At 69.7% G+C, this 4,030-nt stretch carries 4 protein-coding genes and 1 pseudogene; 4 read left to right on the forward strand and 1 reads right to left on the reverse strand.

Annotated elements, in window-relative coordinates; genetic code table 11:
* Nucleotides 1–856 (forward strand): annotated as a pseudogene (locus tag E0D90_RS28100) (tetratricopeptide repeat protein); the annotation flags it as partial.
* A gap of 181 nt (nucleotides 857–1,037) precedes the next feature.
* On the opposite strand, the gene E0D90_RS23225 reads toward E0D90_RS28100, so the two are convergent.
* Complete coding sequence (locus E0D90_RS23225) at nucleotides 1,038–1,583, reverse strand: hypothetical protein (RefSeq protein WP_130799955.1); 546 nt, start codon at nucleotides 1,581–1,583, stop codon at nucleotides 1,038–1,040.
* Nucleotides 1,584–1,900: 317 nt separating this feature from the next.
* Between E0D90_RS23225 and E0D90_RS23230 the strand changes: the two genes are divergently transcribed.
* Genes E0D90_RS23230 through E0D90_RS23240 form a run of 3 tightly spaced genes read left to right on the forward strand, consistent with a single transcriptional unit; the run spans nucleotide 1,901 to nucleotide 3,809 of the window.
* Nucleotides 1,901–2,401 carry a TetR/AcrR family transcriptional regulator gene (locus tag E0D90_RS23230; RefSeq protein WP_130799956.1) on the forward strand — a complete coding sequence of 167 codons (501 nt, stop codon included), beginning with the start codon at nucleotides 1,901–1,903 and terminating at the stop codon, nucleotides 2,399–2,401.
* A 14-nt stretch (nucleotides 2,402–2,415) separates the two neighbouring features.
* A complete protein-coding gene (locus E0D90_RS23235) occupies nucleotides 2,416–2,766 on the forward strand; it encodes a hypothetical protein (protein ID WP_103503903.1) in 351 nt (116 codons plus the stop codon).
* A 14-nt stretch (nucleotides 2,767–2,780) separates the two neighbouring features.
* The gene (locus E0D90_RS23240) at nucleotides 2,781–3,809 is read left to right on the forward strand and encodes an alpha/beta hydrolase family protein (protein ID WP_130799957.1); all 1,029 of its coding nucleotides are present in this window, start codon (nucleotides 2,781–2,783) and stop codon (nucleotides 3,807–3,809) included.
* Nucleotides 3,810–4,030 lie beyond the last annotated feature (221 nt).

Consider the following 4,030-nt stretch of genomic DNA (forward strand, 5'->3'; position numbering starts at 1 on the left):
GGAGCGGGTTCTCGCCGAGCGTGAGCGCGTCCTGGGCACCGACCATCCCGACACCCTGACCACGCGCAGCAATCTCGCCGTCTCCTACGACGACGCAGGCCGCACCGAGGAGGCCATCGAACTGAAGGAGCGGGTTCTCGCCGAGCGTGAGCGCGTCCTGGGCACCGACCATCCCGACACCCTGACCACGCGCAGCAATCTCGCGCTCTCCTACCGGGACGCAGGCCGTGCACGCGAGGCGCTGGAACTGGGGGAGCGGGTTCTGGCCGAGCGTGAGCGCGTCCTGGGCACCGACCATCCCGACACCCTGACCACGCGCGGCAACGTCGCCCTCTCCTACGACGACGCAGGTCGCACCGAGGAGGCCATCGAGTTGCAGGAGCGGGTTCTGGCCGACCGCGAACGCCTCCAGGGCGCCGACCACCCCGGCACCCTGCTCGCCCGCGGCAACCTCGCCTCGTTCTACGGCGATGCAGGTCGCACCGAGGAGGCCATCGAGTTGCAGGAGCGGGTGCTCGCCGACCGCGAACGCCTCCTGGGCACCGACCACCCCGACACCCTGCTCGCCCGCGGCAACCTCGCCGCTTCCTACTGGTCCACCGGACGTACTCCGGAGGCCGTTGACCTCCAGGAGCAGGTCCTCGCCGACCAGGAACGTCTCCAGGGCCCCGACCACCCCGACACCATCGTCGCCCGGGGCAACCTCGCCGTCTCCTACTGGGACGTCAACCGCGCCGGTGAGGCGATAGCGGAGCTGGAACGGGCCCTCGCCGACCGTGAGCGCGTCCTGGGCGCCGACCACCCCCACGCCTACAACGCCCGTGCGAGGCTCGATCAGTGGCTCGCCCAGGAGTGACGTACCTGTGGCGAGGGGCGGAGGCGTGATCCGCGCGGCTGCCGGCCCGGTCGCTCCGACAAGTAGCTCATGCCCATGTGGGCCCGGAGCTGCCACGCCCAAGTTCCTGCCGGCGCTCCGTGCCGCGCGCCACTCCTCCGGTGAAGCGGCGCGCACCGGGGGCGACCAGTGTCCGATGGATTCAGCGTGAGGAGTGTGAGATCTCGATCAGCATCCTGTTCTCTTCGGTGGTGATGTCGTAGTCAGGCTCTTCGCCATTCGCGGATTCGATGCCGATCGCGATGTTCAGCAGGCCCTCGAACTGCCCATGGGGGAAGACGTGGGCGATCCGTCCGTCAGTCCTCGTTCCCAGTACCTCGTCCGCCTCGCCCGTCTCGAAGGCGCCCTGTTCGGTCAGGCGGAGCAGCAGGTAAACATCGCCGTCGACGTCATGTGACTGGTCGGTGTGGTCGCCCCCGCGGGCGACACGGTCCACGAACCCGTCACCGAGGTAGTCGGGAGCCGCGTTCGCGAACTCCAGGATGACCGTGTCGGAGTCCTCGCCCTCCTGCACGGAGACCAGGGTGAGGGGCGAACCGCTGACCCACTCCTTCTGGGCGTCGCTGTCGGAGTCCTCCCGACCCTGCCCGGCGGCCGGCTCCGACGTCTCCCCGTCACCGGAGTCGCTGCCGCACGCCGAGAGTGCCAGCACCGCCACCGCCACCGCCGCTATCGCGATCGACCTCATGCCTGTACCGCGAGTCCCACGCATCCCTTGACCACCCTCACAAGCGTCTCCGGCCGGTGTCCTCGGCCCTCGTCCCCTCCAGGGTTCCGGCATCCGAAGCGACCGAAGGGGCGACACGCCGCACCGCGGCAACTCCAAGTCTCAAACAGAACAGCCAAGTTGGTCCTGACAGCGCGACCTGCGGCCCGAGGCGGCGCCACGTTCCCGAGCCGGGGGTTCGCGGGCTGCCGCTGGAAGGCCGGGCCCTCGAAGCGGATCGGCGATTGAGGAACGAGCGTTCTTGACTGATCGTTCCTCAACTATCTAACGTAGTGGTCATGGGCAGGCCACGAGCGTTCGACGAGGACGCAGCGGTGCGTGCCGCCGTGGGTCTGTTCGGCGAGCGCGCGTATGACGGGGTGTCCGTCGACGACCTTGTCAGTCACCTCGGGGTGCACCGCAACAGCCTGTACAAGACGTTCGGCAGCAAGCGTGGCCTCTACCTGATCGCTCTGCGTCGCCATCTGACCGACGACGTCCGCCCGTTGTGTGACGCACTCGCCGGCGCGTCGGACGCCGCGGACGCGCTGCGGCTCGTCACATCGGCCGACCTCAACCTGCTTCTGCTCGCGGCGATCGAACGCGCACCGGTCGACGAGGAGGTCGCCTCCGATGTGGCGGCCGCGTTGGCCGCCGTCGACCAGGCGATCGCCGGCGCGCTCGGTGTTCCCGGCGACCTGGCCGCCGCTCTCACCGCCGCCGCGCTGGGCATCCTCTTGCGCGGCAACCCCGACAACGCGGCCACCGCGCTGACCCAACACGTCGGCCTTCTCACCTGAAAAGGGAATCCGGTATGGCACTGATACGGATCGACGGCGACAGCCTCGTCGTCGTGATCGAGGGGCTCGACAAGCTCTGGGCCTTCAAGGGCGGAATGACCATCCCGCTGGCCAACGTCCGTGGAGCGACCGCCGACCCCGGCATCGCCGCCGAACCGAAGGGAGTCCGCGCTCCGGGCTCCCACGTCCCCGGTGTGATCATCGCGGGCACGTTCCACCAGGACGGGGAGAAGGTCTTCTGGGACGTCAAGGATCCGTCGAAGGCCGTCGTGGTCGAACTCGCCGGCGAGAAGTACGCACGCCTGGTTCTCCAGGTCGACGACCCCCGCGCGACCGTTGCCCTGGTCGAGAACGCCCTCGTCTGAAAGGAGACAGGCCAATGTTTCGACACTTGGCAGCGGCGCTCATTGCGCTGACCCTCGTCACCGCCACTCCGGCCGCGGCGACGCCCCGTCTGGTCCCCGCCACCGACCGCGAGGTCGTCTTCACGGCCGACGGCACGACCGTGTACGGCACCCTGCACGTCCCCGAGCACCGCGCCGGGAAGCGGCTGCGGGCGGCGCTGCTGCTACCCGGCAGCGGACCCACCGACCGCGACGGCAACCAGCCGCCCGTGACCACACCGGACACCCTGGCACAGCTGGCCTACGCGCTCGGCGGCGACGGAGTCGCCACGCTGAGGTTCGACAAGTACGGCACCGGCCGCACCGGACTCGGCGCCTACGAGGGCCGCCCGGAGGAACTCGACTACCCGGCCTTCGTCCGCCAGGCACAGGCCGCCTACGAGACCTTGCGCGATCAGCCCGAGACCGACCCTCGCGCACTCATGGTCGTCGGACACAGCGAAGGCGCCATGACGGCACTGCTGCTGGGCGGCACCGCCCATCCGCGCCCGACCGGCCTGGCGCTCCTCCAGCCACAGGCGATCCGCATGCTCGACCTGGTCGCGCTCCAGCTCAAGGACCAGGTCGCCGAAGCGACCAGGCAGGGCCACTTCACGCCGGAGGAGCAACACACCATCAACGCGGCCATCGATGCCGCCGTCACCTCCCTCCGCGAAGGCCGCCCGGTCGACACCACCGACCTGCCCCAGGCGATCGCCGCCCTCTTCGAGGCATTCCAGGGCACCAACGCCCGGTTCGTGGAAAGCGACGACGCCGTCTACCCACCGGACACCGCCGCCGCACTCCGGCCCGGCACCAAGGTGCTGCTGACGTGCGGCACCAACGACCCCCAGATCCCCTGTTCCACGACGGACGCCCTGACGACCGCCCTGCGCCACGCCCATGCCGGTAAACCGGGCCGAGTGGTGCTGCCCGGGGTGGACCACCTGCTGCACGACGCCGACCACCCGGACACGCTCGCACCGCCCGTACTCGACGCCCTGCGCCGGTTCGCACGGCACTGACACCCGCCCAGCACGTCCCAGGCCAAGCACGCCCCCGGCCCACCAGCGACCGAACGGGCCGGGGGCTTCCGTTCGAGCCCCTGGACAGAGCGCGTTGGTTGCGGCGTCGACGGCGGGAGTGTGGCCGGCCGGTGCCCGTGGCTCAGCTTGTTTTTTATCTACCAAGATCTTCCGGGTTTGCCGATGGCCTTGAGGGTCTTGGGGCGTTTGACGGTCTTGCC

Source organism: Streptomyces otsuchiensis (genome assembly GCF_004305975.1).
Lineage (GTDB): Bacteria > Actinomycetota > Actinomycetes > Streptomycetales > Streptomycetaceae > Streptomyces > Streptomyces otsuchiensis.